The 26,994-nt window shown below is 45.9% G+C and carries 30 protein-coding genes; 16 read left to right on the forward strand and 14 right to left on the reverse strand.

What is annotated here, in order from left to right; translation table 11 throughout:
* Positions 1-236: 236 nt before the first annotated feature.
* A complete protein-coding gene (gene nhaC / locus H2R00_RS09855) occupies positions 237-1,595 on the forward strand; it encodes a Na+/H+ antiporter NhaC (protein ID WP_182070942.1) in 1,359 nt (452 codons plus the stop codon).
* Between the two features lie 40 nt (positions 1,596-1,635).
* Here nhaC and dat read toward each other — a convergent pair whose 3' ends face one another.
* The gene (gene dat, locus H2R00_RS09860) at positions 1,636-2,487 is read right to left on the reverse strand and encodes a D-amino-acid transaminase (protein WP_154999703.1); all 852 of its coding nucleotides are present in this window, start codon (positions 2,485-2,487) and stop codon (positions 1,636-1,638) included.
* Positions 2,488-2,785: 298 nt separating this feature from the next.
* Here dat and H2R00_RS09865 point away from each other — a divergent pair, with 298 nt between their 5' ends.
* Positions 2,786-3,697 (forward strand): polysaccharide deacetylase family protein, encoded by a 912-nt coding sequence (locus H2R00_RS09865; protein WP_154999704.1) that lies wholly within the window; start codon positions 2,786-2,788, stop codon positions 3,695-3,697.
* Positions 3,698-3,830: 133 nt separating this feature from the next.
* Entirely contained in the window at positions 3,831-4,325 is a 495-nt protein-coding gene (locus H2R00_RS09870) for a GNAT family N-acetyltransferase (RefSeq protein ID WP_154999706.1), read from the forward strand.
* Between the two features lie 44 nt (positions 4,326-4,369).
* Here H2R00_RS09870 and H2R00_RS09875 read toward each other — a convergent pair whose 3' ends face one another.
* The 3 genes from H2R00_RS09875 to H2R00_RS09885 form a co-directional block, all read right to left on the reverse strand.
* Complete coding sequence (locus H2R00_RS09875; protein ID WP_244958329.1) at positions 4,370-5,089, reverse strand: NAD-dependent protein deacylase; 720 nt, start codon at positions 5,087-5,089, stop codon at positions 4,370-4,372.
* 59 nt (positions 5,090-5,148) lie between these two features.
* Positions 5,149-6,225, reverse strand: a complete 1,077-nt coding sequence (locus tag H2R00_RS09880) for a mechanosensitive ion channel family protein (protein WP_154999708.1) — start codon at positions 6,223-6,225, stop codon at positions 5,149-5,151.
* A gap of 183 nt (positions 6,226-6,408) precedes the next feature.
* Positions 6,409-6,516 (reverse strand): YhdX family protein, encoded by a 108-nt coding sequence (locus H2R00_RS09885; protein WP_003180159.1) that lies wholly within the window; start codon positions 6,514-6,516, stop codon positions 6,409-6,411.
* A gap of 192 nt (positions 6,517-6,708) precedes the next feature.
* Between H2R00_RS09885 and H2R00_RS09890 the strand changes: the two genes are divergently transcribed.
* Genes H2R00_RS09890 through crcB form a run of 3 tightly spaced genes read left to right on the forward strand, consistent with a single transcriptional unit; the run spans position 6,709 to position 8,183 of the window.
* Positions 6,709-7,413, forward strand: coding sequence for a glycerophosphodiester phosphodiesterase (locus H2R00_RS09890; RefSeq protein WP_244958305.1), 705 nt, complete (start codon positions 6,709-6,711; stop codon positions 7,411-7,413).
* A gap of 15 nt (positions 7,414-7,428) precedes the next feature.
* The gene (locus H2R00_RS09895; protein ID WP_154999710.1) at positions 7,429-7,830 is read left to right on the forward strand and encodes a fluoride efflux transporter FluC; all 402 of its coding nucleotides are present in this window, start codon (positions 7,429-7,431) and stop codon (positions 7,828-7,830) included.
* Positions 7,827-8,183: a fluoride efflux transporter CrcB gene (crcB, locus tag H2R00_RS09900; RefSeq protein ID WP_154999711.1), complete on the forward strand. Its 357-nt coding sequence runs from the start codon at positions 7,827-7,829 to the stop codon at positions 8,181-8,183. The genes H2R00_RS09895 and crcB overlap by 4 nt, the downstream gene beginning before the upstream one ends.
* Before the next feature lie 235 nt (positions 8,184-8,418).
* Here the strand turns inward: crcB and H2R00_RS09905 are convergent, their stop codons facing one another.
* The 4 genes from H2R00_RS09905 to H2R00_RS09920 all read right to left on the reverse strand — a co-directional run bounded on the left by H2R00_RS09905 (position 8,419) and on the right by H2R00_RS09920 (position 11,691).
* Positions 8,419-9,096, reverse strand: a complete 678-nt coding sequence (locus H2R00_RS09905) for an N-acetylmuramoyl-L-alanine amidase family protein (protein WP_154999713.1) — start codon at positions 9,094-9,096, stop codon at positions 8,419-8,421.
* On the reverse strand, positions 9,059-9,346 hold the full coding sequence (locus tag H2R00_RS09910) for a hypothetical protein (protein WP_154999714.1): 288 nt from the start codon (positions 9,344-9,346) through the stop codon (positions 9,059-9,061). The genes H2R00_RS09905 and H2R00_RS09910 overlap by 38 nt, the downstream gene beginning before the upstream one ends.
* Positions 9,347-9,818: 472 nt before the next feature.
* Positions 9,819-10,220 carry a transcriptional regulator gene (locus tag H2R00_RS09915; RefSeq protein ID WP_154999716.1) on the reverse strand — a complete coding sequence of 134 codons (402 nt, stop codon included), beginning with the start codon at positions 10,218-10,220 and terminating at the stop codon, positions 9,819-9,821.
* Positions 10,221-10,317: 97 nt separating this feature from the next.
* Positions 10,318-11,691, reverse strand: coding sequence for a hemolysin family protein (locus H2R00_RS09920; protein WP_182070943.1), 1,374 nt, complete (start codon positions 11,689-11,691; stop codon positions 10,318-10,320).
* Between the two features lie 314 nt (positions 11,692-12,005).
* On the opposite strand from H2R00_RS09920, the gene H2R00_RS09925 reads away from it, so the two are divergent.
* From H2R00_RS09925 to H2R00_RS09940, 4 genes are all read left to right on the forward strand, one after another.
* A complete protein-coding gene (locus tag H2R00_RS09925; RefSeq protein WP_154995036.1) occupies positions 12,006-12,431 on the forward strand; it encodes a Cu(I)-responsive transcriptional regulator in 426 nt (141 codons plus the stop codon).
* 60 nt (positions 12,432-12,491) lie between these two features.
* Positions 12,492-13,811 (forward strand): hemolysin family protein, encoded by a 1,320-nt coding sequence (locus H2R00_RS09930; protein WP_182070944.1) that lies wholly within the window; start codon positions 12,492-12,494, stop codon positions 13,809-13,811.
* 130 nt (positions 13,812-13,941) lie between these two features.
* Complete coding sequence (locus tag H2R00_RS09935) at positions 13,942-14,538, forward strand: TetR/AcrR family transcriptional regulator (protein WP_154996569.1); 597 nt, start codon at positions 13,942-13,944, stop codon at positions 14,536-14,538.
* The gene (locus H2R00_RS09940) at positions 14,535-15,815 is read left to right on the forward strand and encodes an acyl-CoA thioesterase/bile acid-CoA:amino acid N-acyltransferase family protein (RefSeq protein WP_182070945.1); all 1,281 of its coding nucleotides are present in this window, start codon (positions 14,535-14,537) and stop codon (positions 15,813-15,815) included. The genes H2R00_RS09935 and H2R00_RS09940 overlap by 4 nt, the downstream gene beginning before the upstream one ends.
* Before the next feature lie 30 nt (positions 15,816-15,845).
* Here the strand turns inward: H2R00_RS09940 and H2R00_RS09945 are convergent, their stop codons facing one another.
* The 3 genes from H2R00_RS09945 to H2R00_RS09955 form a co-directional block, all read right to left on the reverse strand.
* Positions 15,846-16,193 (reverse strand): DUF805 domain-containing protein, encoded by a 348-nt coding sequence (locus H2R00_RS09945; protein ID WP_182070946.1) that lies wholly within the window; start codon positions 16,191-16,193, stop codon positions 15,846-15,848.
* A 156-nt stretch (positions 16,194-16,349) separates the two neighbouring features.
* Positions 16,350-16,949, reverse strand: coding sequence for a lysophospholipid acyltransferase family protein (locus H2R00_RS09950; protein WP_182070947.1), 600 nt, complete (start codon positions 16,947-16,949; stop codon positions 16,350-16,352).
* 124 nt (positions 16,950-17,073) lie between these two features.
* On the reverse strand, positions 17,074-18,069 hold the full coding sequence (locus H2R00_RS09955) for an aldo/keto reductase (protein ID WP_182070948.1): 996 nt from the start codon (positions 18,067-18,069) through the stop codon (positions 17,074-17,076).
* Positions 18,070-18,219: 150 nt separating this feature from the next.
* Between H2R00_RS09955 and H2R00_RS09960 the strand changes: the two genes are divergently transcribed.
* The 4 genes from H2R00_RS09960 to H2R00_RS09975 all read left to right on the forward strand — a co-directional run bounded on the left by H2R00_RS09960 (position 18,220) and on the right by H2R00_RS09975 (position 20,876).
* Complete coding sequence (locus H2R00_RS09960; protein ID WP_182070949.1) at positions 18,220-18,762, forward strand: cupin domain-containing protein; 543 nt, start codon at positions 18,220-18,222, stop codon at positions 18,760-18,762.
* Positions 18,763-19,043: 281 nt separating this feature from the next.
* The gene (sigM, locus tag H2R00_RS09965) at positions 19,044-19,535 is read left to right on the forward strand and encodes an RNA polymerase sigma factor SigM (protein ID WP_011197692.1); all 492 of its coding nucleotides are present in this window, start codon (positions 19,044-19,046) and stop codon (positions 19,533-19,535) included.
* Positions 19,528-20,598, forward strand: coding sequence for an anti-sigma factor (locus tag H2R00_RS09970; RefSeq protein WP_154996558.1), 1,071 nt, complete (start codon positions 19,528-19,530; stop codon positions 20,596-20,598). Before sigM ends, H2R00_RS09970 begins: the two co-directional genes overlap by 8 nt.
* The gene (locus H2R00_RS09975; RefSeq protein ID WP_003180123.1) at positions 20,586-20,876 is read left to right on the forward strand and encodes a hypothetical protein; all 291 of its coding nucleotides are present in this window, start codon (positions 20,586-20,588) and stop codon (positions 20,874-20,876) included. Before H2R00_RS09970 ends, H2R00_RS09975 begins: the two co-directional genes overlap by 13 nt.
* 30 nt (positions 20,877-20,906) lie before the next feature.
* Here the strand turns inward: H2R00_RS09975 and H2R00_RS09980 are convergent, their stop codons facing one another.
* On the reverse strand, positions 20,907-21,341 hold the full coding sequence (locus H2R00_RS09980) for a GNAT family N-acetyltransferase (protein WP_182070950.1): 435 nt from the start codon (positions 21,339-21,341) through the stop codon (positions 20,907-20,909).
* Between the two features lie 112 nt (positions 21,342-21,453).
* Here H2R00_RS09980 and pdxR point away from each other — a divergent pair, with 112 nt between their 5' ends.
* Together pdxR and H2R00_RS09990 are read left to right on the forward strand one after the other, a co-directional pair.
* Positions 21,454-22,863: a MocR-like pyridoxine biosynthesis transcription factor PdxR gene (gene pdxR / locus H2R00_RS09985; RefSeq protein ID WP_182070951.1), complete on the forward strand. Its 1,410-nt coding sequence runs from the start codon at positions 21,454-21,456 to the stop codon at positions 22,861-22,863.
* Between the two features lie 77 nt (positions 22,864-22,940).
* Complete coding sequence (locus tag H2R00_RS09990) at positions 22,941-23,828, forward strand: AraC family transcriptional regulator (RefSeq protein ID WP_182070952.1); 888 nt, start codon at positions 22,941-22,943, stop codon at positions 23,826-23,828.
* A 37-nt stretch (positions 23,829-23,865) separates the two neighbouring features.
* Here the strand turns inward: H2R00_RS09990 and H2R00_RS09995 are convergent, their stop codons facing one another.
* Both H2R00_RS09995 and H2R00_RS10000 read right to left on the reverse strand, forming a co-directional pair.
* Positions 23,866-25,494 (reverse strand): pyridoxal phosphate-dependent decarboxylase family protein, encoded by a 1,629-nt coding sequence (locus tag H2R00_RS09995; protein ID WP_182070953.1) that lies wholly within the window; start codon positions 25,492-25,494, stop codon positions 23,866-23,868.
* A 21-nt stretch (positions 25,495-25,515) separates the two neighbouring features.
* Entirely contained in the window at positions 25,516-26,874 is a 1,359-nt protein-coding gene (locus tag H2R00_RS10000; protein ID WP_154996548.1) for a sodium-dependent transporter, read from the reverse strand.
* Between the last annotated feature and the right edge of the window lie 120 nt (positions 26,875-26,994).

Consider the following 26,994-nt stretch of genomic DNA (forward strand, 5'->3'; position numbering starts at 1 on the left):
CGCATTTCCCCCTATTTTAGCTAAAGGATCATTGAAACATGTATCAAATACATATCTTTCTCCAATCTATTATATCTTAAAAAAGTCAGCGCTTTCAAAATAGAATGGGCGAACCTTTGAAAAATGTTTGAAATATTTTAATTTAAGTATATGATCTATTTTTCTGTTATAATACGTTTATGCACAAAAGCATCAAAGTATTAAAGAGAGATATTTCTTCTAATGAGGTGTATGATTTGTCAAACGAAAAACGACTATCGTTTTCCATATCGGCTCTATTGTTTTTGGCCATATTGTTCATTATTTTTACATGCTTATTCATATTTAAAGCAGAAGCGCACATACCGCTGTTGATTTGCGTCGGTTTTTTGGCCGCGGTCGGCGCGGTGAAAGGCCATTCCTGGAAAGATCTTGAGAGCGGCATTGTCTCAGGCATTCGGAATGGCGTTCAGCCAATTATCGTCCTTTGCTTAATCGGCATCTTAATCGGAGTCTGGGAGTACAGCGGCGCGATTCCGACGGTAACGGTTTACGCGTTGAACCTGATTGAACCGCAGCACCTGCTGCTCACCGCACTTTTCAGCTGTCTTGTGATCAGTTCATTGGTCGGCTCAAGCTTTACGACGGTCAGCACGATCGGCGTCGCTCTCATCGGTGTGGCCGCGGCGGCCGGCGTACCCCTGACATGGGCGGCGGGAGCTGTGATTTGCGGCGCCTGCTTCGGCGACAAAATGTCTCCGATGTCTGACACGACCAATTTTGCCGCAGGAGTCGGGGAGCTTCCGATTTTCAAGCATATCAGACATATGGCGGGAACGACGATCCCTGCTCTTTTGATCACGATTTTGCTTTTCTTTTTCATGGGCCGTTCTTTAACGGCAGCACCGGCTTCAACCGAAAACATTCAAGCGATCATAAACGGAATAGAAGGCACAGTCAACATCAGCGTCTGGTCGCTTCTGTCGCCTCTTCTTGTGATTGTACTTGCTGTCAGGCGGATGCCCGTCATCCCGTCGCTTGCAGCAGGGATCATTTCCGCCGGAATTCTTGCCGCGTTGATTCAGCCTGGCGCCAGCATTTCATCGTTTTTGTCAGCGATGCAGAATGGTCCGGTTTTCTTAGCCGACACTGAAGCCGTTGAGAAGATTTTAAACCGCGGCGGCCTTCAATCGATGATGGGTTCTGTTTCCCTGATCATCATCGCATTCGCGCTCGGCGGTCTCATGGAAAAGATCGGCCTGATTACAAGCCTGCTTGAAGGTGTGATCAAGGGCATTCATACGAAAGGCCGGCTTGTGTTCTCAACCGTTTCATCAAGCATCGGCATGAACCTGGCGACAGGTGAACAGTATTTATCGATCTTGATTCCCGGACAGTCCTTTAAAAAGCTGTACGACAAGCTCGGAATCGATCGGAAGCATTTGTCGAGATCGCTTGAAGACGGAGGGACATTAATCAATCCGATGATCCCTTGGGGAGTCAGTGGCGCGTTCATGTCCAGCGCGCTCGGCGTTCCCGTCATTGAATATTTGCCGTTTGTGTTTTTCCTTTATTTATCGCCGATCTTTTCAATCTTGTTCGGTTTCCGCAAATAAAAAAACGCCGTTTCCTTGGGGGAAATGGCGTTTTTCTTTGTTAAACCGTTTTGGCTGTTTCTGACAAAATGCTGTTTTGCAAAGCGGTCTGCACATTTTTGGTGAACGGTCCGGGCGCTCCGGAGCCGATTGTTTGCCCGTCAATCGATGTGACCGGAATGACTTCGGCTGTCGTTGACGTGATGAACACTTCATCCGCATCCAGCAATTCATCCTTTGTCACCGCTTTTTCTTCAAAATTCAAGCCGTTTTGCTCACACAGCTGAAGCACTTTCATCCGCGTAATGCCGTTTAAAATGAGCGTTGTCACAGGATGGGTATAGATAACGTTTTGCTTGACGACGTAAACATTTGAGGACGTCCCTTCCGTCACCAAACCGTCGCGAATTAAGATCGCTTCAAATGAAGAAGCTTCATGCGCTTTTTGCTTGATCATTACATTGTACAACAGATTTAAGCTTTTAATGTCGCATCTCAGCCAGCGCATGTCGTCCGCAGTAATAGCCGAAACACCATTTTGCTGTTCTTTTTCAGGCTTCTGAATAGGAAATGTATAAGCCGTCACCTGTGGCGTAAGCCCTGCTTCGTATTGATGCTTCCTCGGGGCTTTCCCCCTTGTCACTTGAAGATACAGCCCCCCGTCCCGCATCTGATTGATATCGACGAGCTCTTTCAGCTGGCTTTTCAGTTCGGCTTCTGAAAAAGACAGGTCGATTCCGATTTCGGCTGCGCTTTTATATAAGCGGGCAATGTGTTCACCAAGCGTGAACAAGATTCCATTGTAAATGCGGATGACTTCATAGACGCCGTCTCCAAATTGGTAGCCTCTGTCCTCAATATCAACCGCACACTCGCCCCGTTCCATCAGCCGGCCGTTAAAAAGAACTTTCATTTCTCCATCCCCTTGTTTTTTGTTGACTTCTGAATTTTCTCCATTCCATTCTAACACGACCCTGCCCTTCGAAATAGTGCAATATTTCCAAAAACTTTTTTCCGCCTTCAGGATCAAAAAAACAGCATTCCCTATCGTTCAACATTTTCTCTTAAAATTTGATATATTTTTCCCTTCATCCTGTATTCATCTTCTTTCCAATCCTGTATACTTAGACATTGTGATCCATTATTTTATGAGACTAGCATTCTATCTCATAATGGAATTGGAACGAGAAAAATGATACGGAGAGAGTGACATGCGCCAAGTATCAAAGAAAACTGCCCCATCTGTAGCTTATCTGTTGACGAAAGCAGCGTGCTTTTTCGTGTTGTGTCTGATTCTCCTGTACGTGTGGGACCTTTCACAGTCCTCTGCCGCTACTGAGAAAAAAGAGCTTACGGTGTCGGAAAACAGCCAAATGAGGCATGAAGGAGACAGCGTTCCGCTCAAAAAAGCAACGCAAGGCGAACTTCTCGATCACTTGAGCACAAAACAGCAGATCGAAAAGCGCAAGCAGGAAAAAGAGAAGCAAAAAGCTGCTGCGGAAAAAAAGAAAGAAAAATCGAAGAAAAAAACGGTTTATTTGACGTTTGACGATGGGCCTTCAGCCGTAAGCCAAAGGCTGCTGCAAATTTTATCCGAACATGATGCTAAAGCGACATTCTTCATGCTCGAACCGAACATGAAGCTTCACAAAGAAGCCGTTCTCAATATGAAGCAGCAGGGCCATGCACTTGGACTTCACGGGGTAACCCATGACCAAAAGCAATTTTATAAAGGCGCCAATTCTCCTAATCTGGAAATGAAGCAGGCTCAAAAAACGCTGAAGTCTATCACCGGGGTTGAAACCCATTTGATCAGAACACCGTACGGAAGCAAACCTTCGCTGACCGAAGCGCAGAAAAAAGTGCTGAAAAAGAACGGATTTATTTATTGGGACTGGAATATTGACAGCCTGGACTGGAAATACAGAAGCCAAAAATTCGTTCCGGAAGTCATGAACCAGCTGAATACGCTTGAAAAGCGGAACACAAAACAGCCGATCGTGATCCTGATGCACGATATTCCTTCAACGGTTCAATCATTGCCGTTATTGCTGACAAATTTAAAAAACATGGGGTATTCATTTGCAACACTTGATGAATCGATGACACCCGTGCATGAATAGCATCCCATGTCTGATCCCCTGATGAAGGGGATTTTTTTATTTCCTCCCTCGAGTGTGATCATCTGACACACTTGTTGCCAAAAAAAAGTTTTCTGATTATGATGCAGTTATCTTTATATCATGGGGTGGGTAAATGAAAATTGAAGAGTTGCATTCAACTGCGGAATATACCAATCAATTGGCAGAGCTTCTCATCCGCGTCGTCGATGACGGGGCATCGGTCGGCTTTCTGCCTCCGCTTGAAAAGCGGCGGGCGGAGGCTTATTGGAAAACAGCCGTTACACCGGATTCGGTTTTATGGATTGCCAAACAAAACGGCCGGATCGCGGGAAGTGTTCAATTGCACTTATGCACAAAACAAAACGGCCGCCACAGAGCGGAAATCTGCAAGTTAATGACAGATCCCGCCTTCAGGCGGCAGGGCATCGCTCGATCGTTAATGCAAAAAGCGATCGACAGAGCGAAACAGGAAGGCAGATCCCTTCTCGTGCTGGATACAAGGGAAAAAGACCCGTCCAACCTTCTTTACACTTCGCTCGGCTTTGCTGAAGCCGGCCGCATTCCCGCATACGCGGAATCTGCAGACGGCCGCTTCGATGCATCCGTTTTTTATTATAAAAAATTGTGATGAAGCTCAGAAAAAGGCGCTCCAGTCTGGAGCGCCTTCTTTTTTTAACGGTTCAGTTTCCGAACAAACTCGGCGATTTTTTGATGGATGACAATATCGAATAAATGATCGTAAGGTGTCTCATCGAGATTGATCATGGCTTTCTTCAACCCGGGGATCAGGTGCGCTTCTTCAGGAACAAACCTGACAGGCGCCACTTCAAGTGAAGTGCCGATCACCAAAAGCAGGTCAGATTCGTTGAGGACTTCAAAAAGCGTGTCGAAATGCTGAACGGCATCGCCGAACAGCACGACATCCGTTTTTAATATGAATCCGCATTCTCTCCCCTTGCCATTGACGCGATTGCACCTTGGCACTTCTTCTTGAAGAATGTGGTCAAGACCATAGCGCGCCCCGCATTTTGGACATGTGGCTGTTTGGATCGAACCGTGCAGTTCATATACATGGCGGCTTCCCGCCTTAAGATGCAGCCCGTCGATATTTTGCGTGAACACTCTGACATCCTTACCGCTCTTCTCGAGTTCAGCTAAATAAAGGTGCCCGTCATTCGGCTGATAAGTTCCGGTCATTTTCATTTGAAAAAGCTCTTTAAACTTCGGCCAAAACAATTTTGGATATCGTTCGTAATAATCACGGCTCATCGCTTCCATTCTCGACAGATCTTCCGTCCATATGCCGCCGGCTGAACGAAAATCAGGAATGCCTGATTCCGTGCTCATACCGGCGCCTGTCAAAACGGTAATGCGCTCGGCATTTTCGATCATATCCGCAAATCTCAGGGCTTCTTCCTCCATTTGGCTTGTCTCCTTTCAAAAACCGTTACCTAAGCATTTCCTTGCTGATCTTTCATTTTCTTCAACTCAAAGAGGCTGTGACCCGGGGAAACAAAGTCAACCTGCTCCTCTTTCATAATGTCAAGAATGCGGTAGTTCACATCCTGTCTGACGTCCAAGTTTTCGGCCCAGACCGTCGTATTGGTATAGTAGTTGAAGAAGATGCTTAAATGCGTATCCTTCAGGACATCGAAATTGACCATAATGACATCCGGGTTGACCCCTTCGTGCGATTTGAGCATTTCTTTAAAACGCTCCACACACCGTTCGACTTTCTCCCGCGGTGTTGACGGATCGATTTCGAGCGTAAAGGTGACCTGACGCTTTCGCATTTTCGTCCAGTTCATGATCGCTTCGTTAGCCAGCACCGAGTTGGGAACGGTAACGAGAGCCTCTCCGGCCGTTCGGACTTTCGTGCTTCTGAACGATATATCTTCAACAGATCCGGTCACAATATTCGTTTCAATCCAATCGCCGATTGTAAAGGGCTTCTCCATAATAATGACAATTCCGCCGAAAAAGTTGCCGACAGTGTCTTTTGCCGCAAGAGCAAAAGCGAATCCGCCGAGCCCGAGTCCGGCAACAAACCCGTTGACATCATAATTAAACTCTCCGGCGATAACGCTGATTCCAAGCGCTACAATGATAAAGCGAAGAATCTTGGACAGAAACGGCGCAAGAATATCATCCATATCAAGCTCAAGCCGCTTATTGATTTTATCGAATAAAACCGACGAAGCCGCCGTTAAGTTGTATAGGCCGCTTACAATGACCAAAATCACGGACACTCTGTACAGTTTATGAACGATCGCCATATGCCCATCAAAAAACGGGGAATAAATGATGGCCAGATAAATACCGAGTATCGCAAAAAACCACCGAGCCGGCTTTTCAAACGCCAGCACCACCTGATTGAAAAAGTCCGTTTTCGTCTTATTCGTCAATTTCAGTATCAGGTTGAATAAGTACTTCGTAAATATTTTTCTAAACGCGAAAAATAAAAGAAGGATACCGATGCTGATTCCGATATCGGCAGCGAAATCCATTGTCATATACTTTTCGAACATTGCTTTCTCTCCCTTATTTCACTCATCAAGCTTTTATTATACTAAAACCAGCAAAAAATTTCTCACTTTATTGTAAGCCAAAAATATCCGTCGACACGCATAAAAGGCCGCCGAACACCTTCGGCAGCCTGATGATCATCATATTTTATTGTTCCAGAGACAACGTGATTCGGGCCAACACCGCTATTTCTTCTTCTGAGACTGTGTTTGATCAAGGAGAGTCGCTTTAAACATTTCAGCATCGGTTTCGATCTTGATCCGTTCTTCCACTTTAATTCTCCCTTTACCCATCATCTCGCCTCCTTTTGTCCATTATAAAATATCAGAATTTTTAGTAAATGATGCTTTTGTACCATTTTGCCGAAATTTGTCGCACATCTCTTCTCCCTGCCTTTTTGTCCGCTTCAGTCTAATGATTTACTTGCATCGACAAAATCGGGTATCCTTGTGATGGAAAGATTTTATCAAGAGGAGCTGACATGTTTGCATATTATCGCACATCGCGGAGCCTCGGCTTACGCCCCCGAAAATACGTTTGCCGCTTTTGAAAAAGCGGTGAAGCTCGGGGCTGATTTTATCGAACTCGATGTACAGCTGACAAAAGACGGCAAACTTGCCGTCATCCACGATGACAAGGTTGACAGAACGACGAACGGTACCGGTTTCGTTCGCGAGTATACGATGAATGAGCTCGAAAAGCTGGATGCAGGAAGCTGGTTCGGCCCGGAATTTCAAGGCGAAAAGATCCCTTCACTTGAAGCTGTTCTGGAGAAGTATCAAAACAAGACGGGCCTTCTCATCGAAATCAAGTCGTCCAAAACCCAGCCCGGAATCGAAAAAGCGACCGGACAACTGATCAGCCGGTTTGGCCATTCGATGAACACGATTGTCCAGTCGTTTGACGCCGGCGCCATGAGGGCGCTTCATCACATGTATCCTTCGATTCCTGCTGCCGTTTTGATCAGGCCGAGATTCGGAATGCTGCCGCGCGGCCGGCTGCGGCAAATCGCGTCGTTTGCCCGATACGTCAGCCTGAAAGCTACGATGGTCAGCCCTTTTCTGATCAAATCGATTCACAGCTGTGATTTGAAGGCGCTGGCCTGGACGGTTAACGGGCAGAAAACGGGACGCCGCCTCAAAAGCTGGAAAATCGATGGGATCATTACCGACTACCCGGATTATTTTTGAGAAAGAAGGAAGAGTATGAAATCATATGTTGCCGTTTTTATCGGGGGAGCTCTCGGCTCGCTGCTGCGTTACTTCGTCAATCTGCATGGCGGCACCGCCGGTTTTCCTTGGCCGACTTTTATTGAAAATGCGTCTGGAAGCCTTCTGCTCGGCCTTTTGACAGGTTTTTTTGCGGCTCGGGCAAAAAAGCCGCTCGTCCAGTTATGTATGGGGACGGGGTTTTGCGGTGGGTATACGACAATGTCCGCTTTTTCTAAAGAAACCGTACTTTTGCTGCAATCGGCTGCTCCGCACATCGGAGCTCTGTACTTGATGGCGTCACTTGCCTGCGGGGTATGCTTCGCATTTTTGGGAATCGCGATCGGCAAAAGGGTCAGCGGAGCGGCAGGGAAAGAAAAGGAGCGGTATCAATCATGATGGCAGCTGGTTTTATGATCGCGGGAGGAATCGGTTCCGTTTTAAGATTTTGGCTGGGCAATGTGCTGATAGCGATGTTTCCGCGCCCCCGCATTCCGGTCAGCGTGATGGTAATCAATATTCTCGGCTCATTCGCCCTCGGCATATTCGTCAGCCTCGGCATTGACAATCAAACGGTCTCTATCGTGGTCGGAACTGGATTTTTCGGAGGTTTCACAACATTTTCGACGTTCAGCGTCGAAGCGGTTCAGCTTTTGGCTGCAAAGCGGGTAAAGGCTTCAGCGGTTTACATGCTGCTTACAATGGCATGCTCACTCGGGGGATTCTGGGCCGGCAGCATGCTGATTTCGTGAAAAAATGATGTTATAATGAAACAATTATTCTCGTTTGGCTATGAACCGGCATTAGCGTGTGTGTTTCCGGCTGTCATTTTTCTTGCGCTCACCGTCACAAAAGCGGTGTCCCGCTACGTTTGATTTTATTGATTTGTATGGCATTGTTCAGAAAGGAACACCACCGACAAATGAAAAAAGATACGAACACATTAAAGAATCCATTTTGAATGATTCAAAATGGATTCTTCCCTTTCTACTCTTTTTCAATAGCCGCTGTTTGAAAGCTGTTCCAATTTGCAGAAATAACGTTCAAAACATCGTCTTTTTCTTGGTAAGCTCCGATTTGCCCTCCGTCCATCGTCACTTTATACAGGGGAAACTCGCGCTGCGTCAGACCGAGGCAGAGTGCGATGCCGGCTGCATGTCCCCGCGCCGTTTGTTCGATCCAGGCGGCGCTTTTCATTTTTGCCGAATCTTCGGGATGATCAATAAAGCCGTTCTCCGTCAAAATGGCGTGCATCACTGTTTCCCGAAGAACATGAAAGTTCGCCTTTTTCATTCCCCTGTCTCTGAGTCCGTTCTGCTTGATCACTTCGCCGTGAATGATCCGTTGATAAAGAGCGGTAACTGATTCATCGGTCAAACCGCTGTAGATGTAATCTTCATACCCGTACGCCGTACCGTCAAAAGCGTTTGTATGAATGGAGACAAACAAATCGGCCCCCCACGAATTGGCATCGTCTGTGCGCTCCTGAAGTGTGACCGTTTTGTCTGTTGTTCTGCTCAGCCTTGTCTCTGCGTTATCATACTCTTTTAATAGAATCTCATTGATTTTGAGAGCAATGGCAAGCGTCACATCCTTTTCTTGCAAACCGTTTCCCGTTGCTCCCGGATCACTTCCGCCGTGTCCCGGGTCCAAATAAATCTTCATGTTCAATCTCCTCCTTTGATAATGGTTTCAAGACGTTTTTTGAACCGGAGTAAAATCCAACTGATGACAATCCAAGCCAAGTTCCGATCATCATGTCTTCCTTCCAGTTCCCTGCAGTAAACAAGAGAGAAATCGAGATGCCGAAGACAATTGCACAGATGGGGAGAAATCGTTTCTGAATGCCGACAAGCTTTACCGTATGCACCAATCCCGTAATCAGCGGAACGAGCGCGATTTCAGAAAAATCCATGTTCTTCCTCTCCTTTCCTGAAGCGTTTGTCTCAAACAATGACCGGCATTTCTTTCATCACATGTGTTAAACCTCCCCGCTGTTTAAAGCTTGTCTTTATCATAAAAGAAAAGCTGCTCTCTCCCGTGTCATCATCGCGTCAAGAACCTGAAAAAAAACTGAAGCAGTGCAGAAAAGAAGGGCTTGTGTTAAACAAGCCCTCAGACTGTTGACAAAATTCCAAAACGGCTTTTAGTTTTGGGATTTTGTCATCCTTTCAGCGTGACCCGCAACCCTTGCAGTCTAGGAAGGTCGAGCATCGGAACTAACTTTCACAGGAGGTGATGACCGCGGTGTTCAGGCAGGACGCATGGGCGGTTAGCCGCCGGTCCTTTTCCTATTCGTGAGCACCGAAGCGTAGGCCTGACAACGAATCCGAGGGTTTGGCGACACGCTGAAGGGCTTGTCTCAAACAAGCCCCTCCCGCCGTGCGTTAAATATTTGTGATCGCCGCCAAGCTGACAAGCAGCTTGTCCAGCAGCGATTTCTTCATTAAAAACAGCGTTTTTTCGCTGTAGCCGATTTCCATCGCGCATTTTCTCATGCTCCAATTATGAATATACCGGCATTCCACCAGCTTCCGCTCGAGTTCATCCAACTCGGAGACAGCCGTTTCCATCGAATCAAGCAAAAATTGATAGAGCCTTTTTTCGGCGTCGATCTGATATTCAGCGTTTCTTTCTTTGACGGCGAGCCCATTCTTTTGCTCCTTCTCCATTCTCCTTTCTAAATTGAGCACGGCGGCTTTGTAATTTTTCCAATTCCGCAAATGAAATTCGATCCGCTTAATATACGTTTTCCTCTCTTCCTCCGAAATGATTTCGTACCACAGCAAATCAATCACCCCTCAAACAGAACATTTGTTCCCATTATATACGAACGAATGTTCCTGTTCAAATGACTTTTTTCTTAAAATAAAAAATCACCTTGAGCTATTTTTCGCTCAAGGTGACTTCGTTTACGACGACCGGATTTGCCGGTGCCAGCTCTACATGTTCTATTGTTTGTTCCCGCTTAACTTCGACGTGCTTAATCAGACGCCCTTCCATTTCGAGAACCGTTATCGTATAAGAACCGATATGCACCGCCTGGCCTTCCGCGATATCTATGTTTTCTTTCAGCACAAGTCCGCCGACTGTTTCGACTTCCTCTTCCTCGATATCGTCTTCAAACAGCTCATTGACCTGATCGATTCTCACTTTTCCATCCATGATGTATTCATGGTCGGAGACTTTTTCGATGAGCGGTTTTTCGTCTTCATCGAATTCGTCCCTGATCTCCCCGACGATTTCTTCAAGAATATCCTCGGCCGTCACAAGGCCCGATGTCCCTCCGTACTCATCCGTTAAGATCGCCATGTGAATCCGTTCCCGCTGCATTTTGATCAGCAGCTTTTGAACAGGCACGGTTTCAATGACTTCAATAACCGGGCGGACATAGACTTCAAGGGAAAGCCGCTTTTTCTCAGCCTCTGACATCATGAGCATATCCGTAAACAGCTGTTTCGTATTGATCATGCCAATGACATGATCCTTATCACCTTCATAGACGGGCCAGCGCGTATACTTTTCCTGCAGCATAACCGAAATGGCCTCATCGATCGGCATATCGAGCGGGACAGAGGCGATTTCCGTGCGCGGCACCATAATTTCTTTGGCGATCCGATTGTCGAATTCAAAGATTTTATTAACGTATCTATATTCAGACGGATTGATTTCTCCGCTTTTGTAGCTTTCTGATAACAGGATTCGCAGCTCTTCCTCCGAATGGGATTCATCCTTTTCCGAAGCAGGCTTCAAACCGAATAACCCTGTCAGCACTCTGGCTGAGGCGTTCAGCGTCCAGATGAACGGGAACATGACAACATTGAAAAAGTGCAAAGGTCCCGCCAGCCACAGAGTCATCTGTTCGGCTTTTTGAATCGCGATTGTTTTTGGGGCAAGTTCTCCAACCACGACGTTCAGGAATGTAATCACTGAAAATGCAATGGCAACTGAAAGAGCGTGTGATACAGCGCCAGAAACATGCAAGCTTTCAAAGACCGGATGCAGCACCTTTTTAACCGTCGGCTCCCCCATCCAGCCGAGTCCCAGTGCTGTAATCGTAATGCCGAGCTGGCAAGCTGAAAGGTATTCATCCAAATCCGATACCACTTGTTTTGCGCGAACCGCCTTTTTGTTTCCTTCAGCAATCAGCTGATCAATACGGGAGCTTCTGACTCTGACAATCGCAAATTCCGATGCCACGAAAAAAGCAGTTAAAGCAATCAGAATCCCGATGATTATCAGACTAACAATATCGTCCATTTAACCTTATCCTTCACAAAGGATAAGGAGTCACCTCCTGATGAATTCAAATTCCCTTAATAAGGCTGATGTGCGTTCTGTAAAAATGACTATGCAGAGGGCCCCATCTAACCACCTCCAAGCCAAATATATACTATTATCTTACTTTATTAAAAAAGAGTCAGTCAAATGTCTAAACTTTAAATCTAACAATATTTTCTCGAATATTTAGATAAATAAAGGTTTTCGCATCAATTTTACGCCTTTTTTTGATCAATTAACTTGTATAAACAGCTTCTAATATATTAAAATGTTTTATAACTATAACGTGATGGTTGAGGAGGGATGCAGATGGGGCAGAGAAATATCGCATTGGCGAATTAGCAGCAGCTGCTGGCGTAACAAAACGGACTGTCGATTATTATACGAATCTCGGGCTGTTAACGCCTGACAGATCATGTTCAAACTACCGTTATTACGATGAAGCCGCTCTCAAACGGCTGAAGTTTATTATGGACTGCAAGCAGCAGAGATTGGCCCTGTCCGACATTAAAGTAAGGCTGGAAAACCAGTTTCCCTCTTCAACTGTGAATGATGATGAAATTGGAAGCCTGACAACGGAAATTGATCATGTCAATGACAATATCTCCGTGATCTTAAACAGATTGAAACGGCTGAATCCCGATGAACGGAAGATTCTGAAAAGCCGGCTTTCTCCTGAAAAAATGACGGTCATCCAGTCATTTTTGCTGCTGCTTTAGTTAATCTTTTACTAAACAGGAGGTGTTACCTTCATTCTCACGCTAGAGTGAAGGTCCTAATTGGAAATAGTTAATTTGATTTTTGTTGCTGTATTAATTGCTTTAACAGCATTTTTCGTAGCGTCTGAGTTTGCGATTATCAGAATCAGAAGCTCGCGGGTTGATCAGTTGATTGCTGAAGGAAACAAGACAGCGGTATCGGTGAAAAAAGTCATTACGCACTTAGACGAATATTTATCGGCCTGCCAGCTCGGTATCACTTTGACGGCTCTCGGTCTCGGATGGCTTGGGGAGCCGACGGTCGCCCGGCTGCTTGAACCGCTATTTGTGAAGTGGAACATTCCGAGCTCTGTATCACACATCGTTTCAGTCGTGATCGCCTTCAGCTTCATTACGTTTTTGCATGTGGTTGTCGGTGAGCTCGCTCCGAAGACGCTTGCGATCCAAAAAGCGGAAGCCGTTTCCTTCCTTTTTGCAAAACCTTTGATCTGGTTCTACCGCATCATGTTCCCATTCATCTGGGCGCTGAACGGATCAGCAAGGCTGTTGACGAAAGCGTTTGGCCTTGAAGCAGTTTCTGAAAATGAAATGGCGCACTCAGAGGAAGAGCTGCGAATTATTCTGTCAGAAAGCTATAAAAGCGGCGAAATCAATCAATCTGAGTTCAAATATGTCAACAAAATTTTTGAATTCGATGACCGTCTTGCCAAGGAAATCATGATCCCGAGAACAGAAGTCGTCAGCTTTCCAAATGATATGAAAATCGCCGAGATGATCGACATCACGAAGGTCGAAGGCTACACCCGCTATCCCGTTGAAGACGGAGATAAGGACAACATCGTCGGCGTCATCAATGTCAAGGAAATACTGACGGCCTGCATCAGCGGAGACTGCTCCAAAGAAGACACGATTGAACAGTTTATCAATCCGATCATTCATGTGATCGAAACCGTTCCGATCCACGATCTGCTTCTGAAAATGCAGAAAGAACGCGTTCATATGGCGATCCTTTCTGATGAATACGGCGGAACGGCCGGACTCGTGACAGTCGAAGACATCATTGAAGAAATCGTCGGCGAAATCCGTGACGAATTCGATATTGATGAAATTAATGAAATCCGCAAGATTGGCGAAAACCACTACATTCTCGACGGTAAAGTGCTCGTCAACCAAGTCAACGATTTGCTCGGCACTCAGCTCGACAATGAGGAAATTGACACGATCGGCGGATGGTTCCTGACGCAAAAATATGACGTCCAAAAAGGCGACATGATCACCGAGCAGGGATTTGAATTCACGATCAACGAAATCGACGGCCACCACGTTTCATACGTAGAGGTGAAGAAAGCTGCGGAAACGCTGCTTGAGGAAGCGGAATAACACTGTGAATAAACCGGAGGATACAATGAATTTGTATCCTCTTTTTTTGCGTTCAAAATATGTAACCACTTGATTACACGGCAAAGTTCAATTATGATGTAATCAATCGGTTACATTTTAGGAGGAACTTATGTCAACACAATCTACAAGGGATCGATTAATCCAAGCGGCGCTTGCCCTTTTTAAAGAAAAAGGATATACAGCCGCATCCACCAGAGAAATTGCCCAAAAGGCAGGAGTCAATCATTTAACCCTTTTTAGACACTTCGGAAATAAACAGAATTTATTTCGGGAAAGTGTTATTCAACATGTTGCATCAGGAGATTTTATTGGAGAACTTAAAGCAATACTGACCGGCGATTTACGAAAAGACCTCTCATTCATTGCAAAAGCGTATTTAAAAGAAAACCTGGAAAAAGGTACTGTTTTTTTACTTTATTTCAATGACGCAGTACAGGATAAAGAAGTTTGCGAATTAATCATGGATATTCCCCGCCGTCTCAACCGCTTTTTAGAGGCTTATTTTGCAGAGCTCTATGCCGAAGAAAAAATTTCAGGCGGCAACTTTCAAATGTTAAGCCAAATGTTTTTCGGTTTACTGAATCAATACATTATGTTTCAACATTTGCCCGCATTCAAGGATTCGTTCGATGATCGGATTGATGACTATGTTGAGGAGTGCGTCGATTTATTTTACACAAAACTTGAAAAGGAAGTGCCGTCTTGATTACCCTGCAACCGGTTTTACACATACCTGCAGTTTCCAAATGGAATGAAAAAATAAATCTGAAGATAAGCGGACTTCAACCGTTTGACATCATTGAAATCATCGTTACAGTGAAAGATGAAGCTGACGCAGAGTGGAGATCACACGCTGTTTTTCAAGCGAATAGATTAGGAGAAGTCGACCCTGAAACAGCAGCTCCTATAAAAGGAACCTATCAATCTAAGGATCAGATGGGGCTTTTTTGGTCAATGCAGGCTGTTGAATCTTCCTGCTCGTTTCATAAAAAATCGGTCAATCCCTCCGTTTACCGCATTGAAGTGAAGCAAAAAGAACGCATCATCTTGCGTAAAGAAATAAAACGAGTGCTGCTTTCTGAAACAGTAGAGAGACAGGAAGTAACCGAAAATGGATTGTCCGGCACTTTTTTTCGTCCGCTTGCCGTTAACCGGCCTCCCGCAATCATCGTATTAGGGGGCTCTGACGGCGGTCTTGATGAAACAATGGCAGGCATGTTAGCAAATTACGGATATGCAACATTTGCAATCCCTTATTTTCAATACAAACAGCTTCCTAAAAAACTGCTTGAAATCCCGCTTGAATATTTTCGGAAAGCGATTGATTGGCTCGGTCGCCAAGAAGGACTTCATCATCGTCAGATCGGAATATGCGGACGGTCAAAAGGCGGCGAACTGGCGCTGCTAATAGGTTCCCATTTTCCTGAAATCCGTTTTGTTGTTTCTCATGTAGGCGGCGGAGTCGTCTTTCAAGGGGTTGGATTAAAAAAACTCCGGCAGACATCTTCCTGGAGTCTTGATGGCGCACCGCTCGCCTTTGCCCCGCTGCCGCTGTTTTCGCTTTCTCAGCTGTGGAATATCATGAAACATAAGCTCACAAAAAAGCCTCATGCTTTTCTTGATCTTTACCAAAAGGCTTTACGAAAAGTGAAAGATGATCATCCTGCAATCATTAAAGCGGAAAATATTAAAGGTCCTATTCTGTTAACTTCAAGTACTGATGATTTGGTATGGCCTTCTGCCTCTATGAACGAGAAAATCGTTGAACGGCTGAAAAAGAATAGATTCCCCTATTCTGTTAAACATCTATATTTTGAAAATGCCGGCCATAATATCAGGCCTCCATACTTTCCGACATCCGGGCGAAAAAGCAGAAATATCGCCTATGGCGGAAAAACTGAAGCCGATGCCATTGCAGCTCAAACATTTTGGCAGGAACTGCTTTTGTTTTTAGAAAAAGCAACTTCTCCCCCCGGCAACTAAAAAAACCGCCTGTCCTCAGGCGGTTTTCGCTTAGATAGCTGTCTTCGGGTTCGGCCCGTATTGATTTTCCCCTTTTTCACTGTCTTGACAATTGAGGATAATCAAAATAATCTGTCCGACAACTGGAATAAAACCGATTAAAATCCACCAGCCGCTTTTTCCGATATCATGAAGCCTCCGGACAGTGACCGCCAGCGAAGGCAACAGCAGCGCAATTGTATAAAGGTTGAGCAAAAGGGAAAATCCCGTAAAACCTTTAATAAACCCCAAGACAAAAGAAAAGATGAAATTGAACAGATAGAACATCCAATATTCTTTACGCCTTGCCCTTCCCTGAAATCCCACATAATTTTTTACCACTTTGATATACCATTCCACACAAACTACCTCCAACACAACATAGTTCTAAAATACTATATGAAAGAATAAAAACATTTCTATTGTATCATAAAAATGGAGTGCAAGGTGAATTTTAGAAAAATAAAAAAACAGCCTCTATGCATAAGAAGCTGTTTTTCTTTGCGTATGTTTGAATTATATCTGCTCCAGCTTTTTCTCTAAAGCTTTAATACTGTCATTCAAAGCCTCCGTCATTTTGACCAGCTTTTCTTTTGACGAATATTGAGCGAAATCTTCCTGATTGAGCGGTTCGCCGATGATCAGTTTCATTTTGCCTCTCTTGAAAAGCCCTTTTCCGTTGGAAGGACCGCTGTATGCAGCCGGCACAAGCGGCGCTTTTCCCATCTGGGCGATCGTGACAGCCCCTCTTTTCAATGGAACGTCTTCAGATGATCTCGTTCCGCTTGGGAAAATGCCGACGATTTTTCCTTCTTTCAACAGCTTGATCGGGGTTTTGATGCTGCTTGGCCCGGGATTTTCCCTGTCGACGGGAAAAGCGTTGATGCTTGAAAGAAAAGAACCGCTTAATTTATTTTCAAAAAGCTCTTTTTTCGCCATGTAATGAATTTCCATAGGCAAAATGCCGACACCCAGTGCGACGACATCCACCCAACCTGCATGTGTGCACGCTATAACGAAACCTGTGTCTTTAGGAAGATTTTCTTTATTGTATACTTTAATTCCGCCGCGCAAAGAAAGAATCGCTTTTGCAGCATAACCAGTAAATTTATACATATGGCACTTCCTTTATTGATGTAGTCGAATGAGGTTTCCCTTTATTATTATAACAATTTTTTTTATTACCTGGTACTAAAAAATGATTTTTCACAAAAAAACCGGGGAATTCCCTCCCCGGTTTTCAGACTTTTTCTTTTGTCGGCGGAGCCATGAATTCAGGCCCGATCTGTTCTGAAATCGTCTTGTCCAATATGTCGTCAATTTCTTTTTGATCACTTTCCGTCAAGCTCCAGCCGGTGATTTCGCCGACGGGACGGATCTGATCAGGGCGTCTGGCCCCCCATAAAGCAATGCTTGCGCCAGGCTGATCAAGCACCCATCTTGCTGCCAGATGGAGAACCGATTTGCCGAAGCGCTCGTTTGCAAACTCATCAAGCTTCCTGACGGCCTCAAGGTATTCTTTAAATCGCGGCTTTTGAAACTTAGGGTCCCGCTTTCGAAGGTCGTCTCCTTTGAAAGTGTAGTCCTCATCCATTTTTCCTGACAGGAGCCCCCTGCACAAGCTTCCGTATAAGAGCGTTGACAGCCCTTGATCCTTCGCATACGGAAGAATGTCTTGTTCGATTTCCCTTTCAAACATGTTGTACGGCGGCTGTACGGTATGAAGCGGGGCCGCGGCTCTGAATGTGTCCATCTGCTCCGGGGAAAAATTGCTGACGCCGACCGCTCTGATTTTCCCCGCATCATACAAATCTTTCATCGCTTCCGCCGTTTCTTCGATCAGGACGAGCGGATCGGGCCAATGCACTTGATACAGATCGATGTAATCCGTATCGAGCCTTTTCAGCGAATCATCAACTTCCTTAATGATCCGCTCCCTTGATCCGTCGCGGTAAAGCTGTTCATGTTTCCAATCAAGCCCTGTTTTTGTCGCGAGAATGACTCGGTCGCGTTCTCCGTATTGCTGTATGGCCTTGCCGACGATTTCTTCCGACTGTCCGAAACCGTATGCCGGAGCGGTATCAATCAGGTTAATTCCTTGATCAAGCGCGGCATGAATCGTTTGAATCGCTTCTGTTTCATCGCTTCCTCCCCACATGAAGCCTCCGATAGCCCATGTTCCGAGACCGATGCGCGACGATTCGATCGATGTACCGGATATTTTAGTGTATTCCATGGCTCTCTCCCTCCTGTTGTATATCTGATATCACGTTTTCCCTGAAGCCCCTGTAAAAAAACGTGTTTTATCACCTTAAGACATGGGACGCTCCATATGCCTATTGCATACGATGATGTTAATAAAGCTAATGAAGGGATCTAAAGACATATGCATCCATATCAATTTCCTTATCACCTTCCTTCGCCTTACAGCACCGGCTGGTTTGAGGGATCAGGGTATGCAGGCGCTTTTCGAACACCCGGCAGCGAAGAACGCATCGTGTTAAGAGATTATGGACAAAAGCCGTTTGCCGCGAACATCAATGAAGCGGCAAAGCAGAACAAAACGTTTCGGACCGCTTTATGGACAGGAAGGCATTTGCAAGTTACCCTGATGAGCCTCAAACCCGGCGAAGACATCGGATTGGAAATGCACCCTCACGTCGATCAATTCCTTCGTGTTGAACAAGGCAGGGGAATTGTTCAGATGGGGCCGAGCAAACATCATTTGCAATTTAAAAGAAATGTATATGATGATACCGCTATTGTCGTCCCTGCCGGAACATGGCACAATCTCACCAATACAGGCCATGCTCCACTGAAACTCTATTCGATCTATGCTCCGCCCAACCATCCTTTCGGCACCGTCCATCGAACGAAAGCCGATGCGCTGGCTTCGGAAGGACACCGCGGTCATGACCATTACTTTTGACAGAAGATGAAAACAGCTTATCCGCACTTCTTCACCCTCAGAAAAATAAGCCTTTTAGCATATAATAAAGATCTCATATGCTAAAAGGCTTATTTTGTTGCTATGTTTTATATTTCGACCGCTTTACATCATGAAGATTAGTTTTTTTGAACGTGTTCAGTTATTATATAGGATAGATGATTTTTAAAGGTAAGAAATTGGAGGAAAAATGAGCCGTGGGCATATTTAGTGCAACTTCAAACCTTTCTTATGCGTTTATAACATAGAGGGGAGAAAAGGCAGTGACTATCGACGAAATTTACCAAATGTATATGAATGATGTTTACAGGTTCCTGCTCTCCATGACGAAAGATAAACATCTAGCAGAGGATTTGCTTCAGGAAACCTTTATGAGAGCTTACATACACATCCATTCTTACGACCACAGCAAGGTGAAGCCATGGCTTTTTCAAGTGGCGCGCAATGCGTTTATCGACTATGTCAGAAAGCATAAAAAAGAAGTGACGATTTCTGACGACATGATCGGAAACCTGTTTCAAAACGCGGTGCAAAGCCCTGCTCACCAGGTCGAAATCAAGGAAGTGTTAACCTTATACATGAACCAGCTCCCCGATAACTACCGGGAAGCGCTTACGCTGTACTATTTAAAAGAATTGAACTACAAGGAAGCGTCAAGCTTGATGAATATCTCAGAGGCTAATTTTAAAAGTGTTTTATTTCGTGCCAGACAGCGGCTGAAAGCACTTTACAACAGAGGTGTTAACGATGAATGAAGATTTTAAAAAACGTTGGGAAAAATATAAAAACGGTGAACTTTCCGAATCGGAAATGCTCCGGGTCGAAGAAGAGCTTGAACAGCTTGAAGAATACCAGGACATGCTGGAACAAGAAATGAAAGACGAAGACTGGGATTTGGCGATCAGCCCTGAAAAGCAAAAAGCGATTTTAAGATACGGAAAAAATAAATCATATATGCGGATTTCCACCCTTGCCGTTATTTCTACGCTTATTATTCTGCCGCTTTGCACACTCGGCAGCTATCTATACTACGGCTTGGGCGGGCATGAAAGCAAAGGAAATGAACTGGTGCAAACCGCTTCAATGACAGTTGCCGTCACAAACCCGAATATTCAAGTCGATACCGAAGCACTTGTCAACAAAGTAAAACTCTTTGGCATCCAAACCCAATTCCCGTTAAAGAAGCAAATTGGAAACGTCACAAAAGTAGTTGGAAATGAAGAGGTGGAAATGTTCTTCGATCAGCTGAAGTCTCCGCAGATTCATCAATACAATCAAGAGCTGTCAAAAGAAGAACGGCATTTTGTCTACCCTGACGGCATCAAAGAAAAATCAGTGTCCAAAGCCGAGTCGATTTTAAAACAGCTGCCTGACGGAACCGTAACTGAAGCTTTCCTTTCCTTTGAAAGAGCATATCCGACGAAGGAGCTGTATGATCAATTAAAAGGCTATGACATTCGCGTTCTGTGGAATGCGATTGAGACAGAGGACGATTTAAAAGACCATCCATACGCAGAGCCGATCGGTTTTCCTGGAAAAGATTCAAACCGGATTTTTGAAATTCAGCACCCTGCCAAAAACGATGACGAGCAGTTTAAAACGGCGCTTTCCTATATGATCAAGCACAATAAATGGGCTGAAACCATTTCAGGCAGGAAAGACCTGAAGCTTTCCAAACGGCTTGACTATGTGGAAAAGAACGGTGTGAACGTGTATGGAGCAGTCATTACCGGACCGTCAAAAGAGGTTGAACGGCTGATCAAAAAAGGGCCTGTCAAAGCAGCTAAAGTAGGTGAGGTGGAATTATGGAACTGGTAAGAATCTTTAAGGAGCACAACGTATTTGGATGGGTGTCTGTCGGGACGGCCATTCTATCCCTGTTCGTCTTAAACTTGGCTATTTTAAGTGACACGATCGCATATTCGTATAAGATGCTTCCTTTTGCAATGGCCGCTGTTCCGCTCGGAATTATCGAGCTCTTCATAAAAAAAGGACGGACCGGGCTCGGATTTCTCGGCGTCGTCCTCAACATTTTCATTCTGGTTTGCGTATGGACCATCGTCTCCATCGATACGAATCTGCAGCTCGGCTTTTAATAAAACCCCCCGGTTATACCGGGGGTTTTTTCATTTCAGAGCCTTGCGAAATAGGTAGCTTGCTTTTTGATACCCCATTTTATCTTCATAAAAACGGTGGGCGTCGGTGCGCTGCAAGCCTGATGATAAAGCGACTGAACCCAATCCGTTCCGTTTGGCCCACTCTTCAACAGCGCCTAAAAGTTTCTTTCCATAGCCTTTTGAACGGTGTTTTTCACACGTCACCAGGTCTGCTACCCAAACATGACGGCCTTGGTTCAAAGAGACCCTCGGCAAAAAGCCGGCCAAAGCCACCGGAATATCGCCGTCGTACAGCGCAAATAACGTGTAGCTTTCAGCCTCCCGCGCTTCTTTGACGAGCTCCATAAAAGACGTTTTATCCAAATGGGGGCGGAGCTGTCTCATAATTGGATAGACTTCCTTAAGCTCTGTTTCAGAATGCAATTCCCTACAATCAAGCAACATCGTCATTCCCTTCTGTTGGTTATGAAACTACTTTAACCCGGCAACTGACCTTTTTAAAATGTCCAGTTTTGATAAAATAAAACATACCAGATGAATTGAAAGGGATGATCGAATGGATATAACCCCTTTTTTAAACCGCAGCGGCAGCGAGCCGCTTTATCAGCAGCTGTACGCGTTTTTCAAACGCAGCATTCATTCGGGGCATATAAAGCCTGGAACAAAGCTTCCCTCCAAACGAATGCTTTCCAAACATTTAAATATCAGCCTGACTACCGTTGAACACGCGTATGAACAGCTGGCTGCAGAAGGATATTTGCTCAGCAAGCCTAGAAAGGGCTGGTATGCGGCCGAAGCGGAAGGAGACTTTACACAGACTGCACCTCCTCCCCCTGCCGAAAAAGAAATGGAAGAACATGAGACGGCGGCGCACATGATCGATTTTCACCACGGCCATGTAGACCTCGCGTCATTTCCTGTTTCCCTATGGAAAAAAACGCTCGCCAAAACCTTTGAATCAGGGCACGGGCTTTTTCAAAGCGGCCCCCCGGCCGGAGACCTTCCGCTGCGGAAAATGATTGCGGTTTACCTCAGAGAATCGCGCGGCGTGGTCTGTTCACCTGAGCAAATCATTATCGGAGCCGGCACACCGGTTTTGCTGCAGTTGCTGTGCCATCTGTTTCCTAAGGGCACAACCGTCGGGTTTGAAAATCCCGGATTTCATCGCTCGAAAACGGTCCTGAAAACCGGCGGCTTCAATGTGGTGCCAATAGCAGTCGACGAGAGCGGAATTTCCGTGCAAGACCTTGAACAATATCAGCCGCAGCTCGCATACACCACCCCGTCCCATCAGTTTCCGCTCGGAATGATCATGCCGATCGGCCGCAGGCTGCAGTTGCTTGACTGGGCAGCATCGACCGGAGCTTATATCATTGAAGACGATTATGACGGGGAATTCCGCTATGCGGGACAGCCGATTCCTTCCCTTCAAGGGCTTGACCGGAACCACCGGGTCATCTATTTAGGGACTTTTTCAAAATCGCTGATTCCCTCCCTCAGGATCAGCTATATGGTTCTCCCCTTTCCGCTCGTCAAAAAGGGGCTCAACATGGCATCCTTATTTAAACAAACGGTTTCCCGTCATGTACAGCATGCCATTGCTCGTTTTATGAAAAACGGGGATTATCAAAGGCACTTGAACCGAATGAGAACACTCTACCGCAAAAAGCGAAAAACGCTCCTTGATGCCATCAAGCATGAATTTGGCGATCATGCGGCAGTCAGAGGAGAGAACGCCGGTCTTCACATCATCCTTGAGGTGAAAGGCGCCCCGAGCGAAGAGTGGCTGACCCAAAAAGCGCTGGAAAAAGGGGTCAAAGTATACCCAGCCTCTGTCTCGTATGTGACTCCCCCTGAAACACACGCGGTCCTCCTCGGGTTTGGCGGACTTTCGGAAAAAAGCATCGCAGACGGCATCAAAAAGCTGAAGACAGCATGGTTGAACGGCGGACAGTCTCGGGAATGACCCTGCACAATCGGGCACAGAAAGTCGGATGCGGGGATTCTGCTCCTGCTATTCTTGTAAACATAGGAGGTCATCAAATGGATTTGCTGAAGAACATGAATCAAGCCATGACGTATATTGAAGAACACCTGACAGACAGTATTGACTTTCAAACGGTTGCGAAGCTTTCTTACTGCTCTGAATATCATTTTAAAAGGATGTTTTCTTTTCTTGCCGGGGTTTCGCTGTCCGAATACATCCGCCGCAGGCGGCTTACCCTTGCAGCGTTTGAGCTGAAGAACACGAATCAAAAAGTGATTGATATCGCGGTGAAATACGGCTATCACTCGCCGGATGCTTTTACGCGCGCATTTCAAAAGCTGCACGGCATCACGCCGACAGAGGCCAGACACGATATCAGCACACTGAAAGCATATCCTCCGATGACCTTCCAGCTTACAATTAAAGGAGGAAACGAAATGAATTACCGAATTGTAGAAAAGAAGGCCTTTCGGATTGCCGGAATCAAAAAAAGGGTTCCTGTCGTCTTTCACGGAATCAATCCGGAAATCGCCTCGATGTGGAAAGCTTTAAGCTGTGAAAACATCGATGAATTAAAGGAACTGTCAAATGTGGAGCCGCTTGGACTGATTCAAGCATCAACGAACTTTTCCGAAGGCCGGATGGAAGAGCAGGGAGAGCTTGACCATTATATCGGGGCAGCGACAACGAAGGAATGCCCGGACCGATATCAACAGCTTGAAGTTCCCGCCTCGACATGGGCTGTATTTGAAGCGGCCGGTCCGTTTCCGGACACCCTTCAAAATGTCTGGGGACGCATTTATGCTGAATGGTTCCCGTCTTCACATTACGAGCAAACGAAAGGGCCGGAAATCCTCTGGAATCAGGATCAAGATATCAGCTCCCCAACGTTTAAAAGCGAAATATGGATACCTGTCCAAAAAAGAACCGCATATAAAGACTAAAGAAAGAACGGGAGGTTTAACCCTCCCGTTCAATTTTTTATCCGGCTGCTACATCCGACGGTTCAACATGCGCTTTTAAAAAGGCGATAAATTGGTCAATTGTATCAACCGTCGTGTAAGGCGAGACACTGTAGAATTTCTGGACATAAAGCGGCACGGGCAAACGGCTGTCAGCAGGATAAACGTATGTTTGCTTTTTCGTGCTGCCGAAATAGGTGTGAGTGCGGTACCTTCCCAATGTTTCGGCGATTTTTTCATTGAATTTGTTAATATTCCGCACTTCTTCCTCCGTGATGGCACCGCTGATTTCTTCGTGATAGCGAACATTTCCCGGATAGAAGCGGAATGTCGTCACAGGTGATACATCATTGGTGACGGCTGCATTCGGAAAAGCCTGCAGCAGTTTTTTTCGAAACGCCAGGTTAACCCTGATGTAATTGGCCAAGATCTCCTGGTAGCCTTCGATTCCGAATGCGAGCAGAGAAGCATAAATCGGTATGCTGCTTCCCATTCGCGAACACTCTAGCGTATAGCTCGTATGATAGCTGCCAAACCCTCTGTTACCGACATAAGGCGTCTCATCCGGATCCAAATCAACGGCTTTCAATGCCTCACGGTTTTTCACCAAGAAAAGGCTTGTGATATACGGCGTTTGTCCGAGTTTATGAAAATCAAAGACCAAGCTGTCCGCCAGGTGCAAATGCTGAAAATGTTTTTTGTAGCGGGCAAGCGTCTCAAGCACATGATCTTCAAGATGAAGCGGATTTCCGGAGAAATCGTATTCGTTAAAAAAGCTGTACATCCCGCCCATCGCCGTATCGGCATGAATATAGACAGGAGGCAAACCGTATGCGTCCTCTATTTCTTCAGTCACTTTCTTGATTCCCGCCAAATCATCGATGCCAAATGAGTCGGTTGTGCCGAGCGTTGCCAAAACATAAATCGGATGTCCGCCTTTTTCAATCACGGCTTGCATTTTTTCCCGCAAATCGGCCAGATCCATCGAATGATCGTGATTCGTCTTGACCTTGATCAAATGGTCCGTCCCGATTCCGGAAGCTTCCATCGATTTGTAAAGGCTGAAATGCGATAGCTCTGAACAGAACGCGTATAGGTGATGCGGCGTTCCTTGCTGATTCGCTTCAGGGTACGCGCTTGCGATCGCCAGCCTGAGCGACTGAAAAACGGCTCCCTGCCCGCCCCATGTGGTAAAACCGCCGCTCTTTTGCCTGTCATAGCCGACAATGTCTGAAAGCATCGCCGTAATCTGCACTTCCGTTCTGGCTGCAGCCGTGCCGTCGACATCCCATAAATTGTTTCCGTTTAAAAGAACCATTAAAAGATTCCCGGCGATGCTGGCGTTGTTCGGCAGAGGCGTCGCGTTGGCCACATAATGCCTGTTTAAAAAGCGGTGGCCGTCAAGCAATTTCAATAGCTCTTCAACGCTTTTTTCCGCGCCGAAGCCTTTTTCCGGCAAGACGGCATCTTCAATGACGCTTTGATAGTAGTCAGATGAAACTTCAGATTCGCGGCCAAGCGTCATCCGGCCGGGATCCTTCAGCCTGTCCATTCCGGCCAATACCGCTTCGAGCAATGCCAGCAGCTGATACCGCGCCTCGTGATTGCCATCCTCGCTCGGAAACATCTGTTGAAAGTCTAACACCATATTCACCCATCTCCTGATCTTTTAAAATGAAAACACTCCGATTAAATTTAAAAAGACAAGTACAATCGCGAGCGGAACAAGGAAACGGAGAAGATAAAACCACACGATAAAAAAGCCTTTCCCCGATTTTGATCCGCTTTTCATCTCTTCATATAGATCGTGTTTGGACAATTTCAGCGGAATAAAAATGGAAATAAAGAGCGCGCCAAGCGGCATCAAAATATTGCTGACGACATAATCCGCCGCATCAAAAAACGTCTTCTTAAAAATGAACGGCTCATCGAGCACCCCGTAAGACAAGCAGGAAGGAATGCCGACGGCAAAAATCAAAAGGCCGATCGCCCACGTCCATTTTCCCCTTTTCGTTTGGTCGCCTTTTGTGATAGCCGCAACAATGATCTCGATCATCGAAAAAGCCGAAGTCAGCGCGGCAAATAAAAAGGCAGTCAAAAATCCGATAAAAAACAGCATCCCGAATGGAAGCCGGTCAAAAACTGCCGGCAGAACCGCAAATAATAAAGTCGGCCCCTGATCGGGCTGAATGCCGAATGAAAAAACGGCCGGAAAAATCGCCAGGCCGGCAAGCAGCGTGACGGTAAGATTCATGATCACTATCGACAGCGCCGACTTCGGAAGGTTTTGTGACTTTGACAAATAAGAGCTGTACGTCACCATCACAGATACGCCCAGCGTCAGCGTAAAGAAAGCTTGTCCGAGCGCAAAAAGAATCGCCTGCGGCGTCAGGCTGCCAAAATCGGGCACAAGCAGAAAACGCACGCCGTCGATCGCATGCTCAAGCGTCAGAGCCCTTAAAACGAGCGCAATAAATAAAATAAATAATAGCGGCATCATAATCGAACTGACGCGCTCGATTCCTTTTTGCACACCTTTCGCCACGACGAGGATCGTCATGATGATAAATGCAAGCTGTGCTGCAAGTGTCTGCAGCGGATCTTGGATGATCGAACCGAATAGCTCCCCGTATCCGGCCTGCGTAAGCCCCGACAATGAACCGGTTACCGCTTTGATGATATAAAGCAAAATCCATCCGCCGATCACACTGTAAAACGACAGGACAAGGAAACAGGCGGCGATTCCGATCCAGCCTGTGATCATCCAAGGCGTCCCTGGCGCTATTTTTTGATAGGTGCCGATAGCGTCCGATTGGCTTTTTCGGCCTAATATAAATTCCCCCAAAAGCAAGGGATACCCCAGCAGTATCGTAAATAGGACAAACACAAGGAAAAATGCGCCTCCTCCGCTCGTTCCCGCCACATAGGGAAACTTCCAAATCGCTCCCAGACCGATGGCGGATCCCGCGGCGGCGAGAACAAATCCAAGTTTGGATGCCCACTTTGCTGTCATTCTGCGGTCGCTCATTCATACACATCCTTTCTCTTTCTGTTTCTATTATCTCTTACAGGGCAGCTTTTTTGAAAGTGATCTTTCAAATTCTTATTTTTCCGAAAAAACAAACAGAAAAAACCGGCTGCCTTACAA

The organism is Bacillus haynesii, from assembly GCF_014042035.1.
GTDB classification, from domain to species: domain Bacteria; phylum Bacillota; class Bacilli; order Bacillales; family Bacillaceae; genus Bacillus; species Bacillus haynesii.